The 951-nt window shown below is 42.3% G+C and carries 1 protein-coding gene; it reads left to right on the top strand.

The features are described from left to right. A partial coding sequence (locus A3729_RS32165; RefSeq protein ID WP_197475539.1) for a tetratricopeptide repeat protein occupies positions 1-951 on the top strand: 951 nt, incomplete at both ends.

The raw sequence follows: 951 nt of genomic DNA, 5'->3' as shown, positions 1-951 counted from the left end.
TTCGGGTTCGCCTTGCTTTGGCAGATTACTACCGTAGTGGCCCAGGAGCGAATAAAGGTAAAGAATGGCAACAGCTAGATCAATCATACAAGCTAGATAGTTCAGATCTTCAACTGTTAAGAAGCATTGTAAGTTTCCACTTGCGTCATGACGGAGCGAAGAAAGCTGAAGAATTTATCGCCAGTGCGTTGAAAGCTAAACCAAGAGATTATGCGACCAATTTAGTAGCCGGTTACTTCTCGCTGAATCAAAGGAATATATCCACAGCGTTAAAACGTTTTACTATGGCTGCAGAGGTAAACAAGGAAGGTGAAGNNTATCTANNTNCCTTGTTTGCGAAAGGAAAAGCTGAGATATCTTTAAGTAAAGGCGATTCAGCAAAGCAAACGTTTAATGAAATTATTCGGGTGTTCCCCGAAAGTGAGTTGGGTTATAAAGGTTTGCTATCTGTTTATCTTATCGAAGATCAAGGTGCCGAAGGACGTAGTAAATTAGAGTTCTTCGCAAATAGTAATGCTCAGCTAGCGCCATATTATGTACTGATTCAGGAGTCGATCTCACAGCAGAATGTATCGGATGCTAAAGCGTATCTTGAAAAAGCGAAAGCGGCTCACGGAGAAGATGGAAAAACCAAGCGTTTAGGTGATGGAATTAAGTATGTTGAAGCCTTAATTGCAATGCGTAAGAGCGATTTCGCTACGGCGCGTACCAAAGTCGCTGAGGTTCTAACGAGTGAACCGGATAATATGCGCTTATTGTCTTTTTTAGTTGATCTTGAGCTGAAGGCTGGACGTGTTAATGAGGCTGAGAAAGTACTTGGTCAAATAGAGGCTATTAATGATAGCCACCCTGTTGTGAACATATTGCGCGGTGATATTGCGCTATCCAAGAATGACTATTCAACAGCGCGTAAGCTATTGATGCAAAGCTGGGGAAATGCACCCGTAGATT

The sequence above is a fragment of the Oleiphilus sp. HI0043 genome (genome assembly GCF_001634935.1).
The sequence above is the reverse complement of the archived record's forward strand: the minus strand, read 5'-3'. Positions and strand labels throughout refer to the sequence as shown.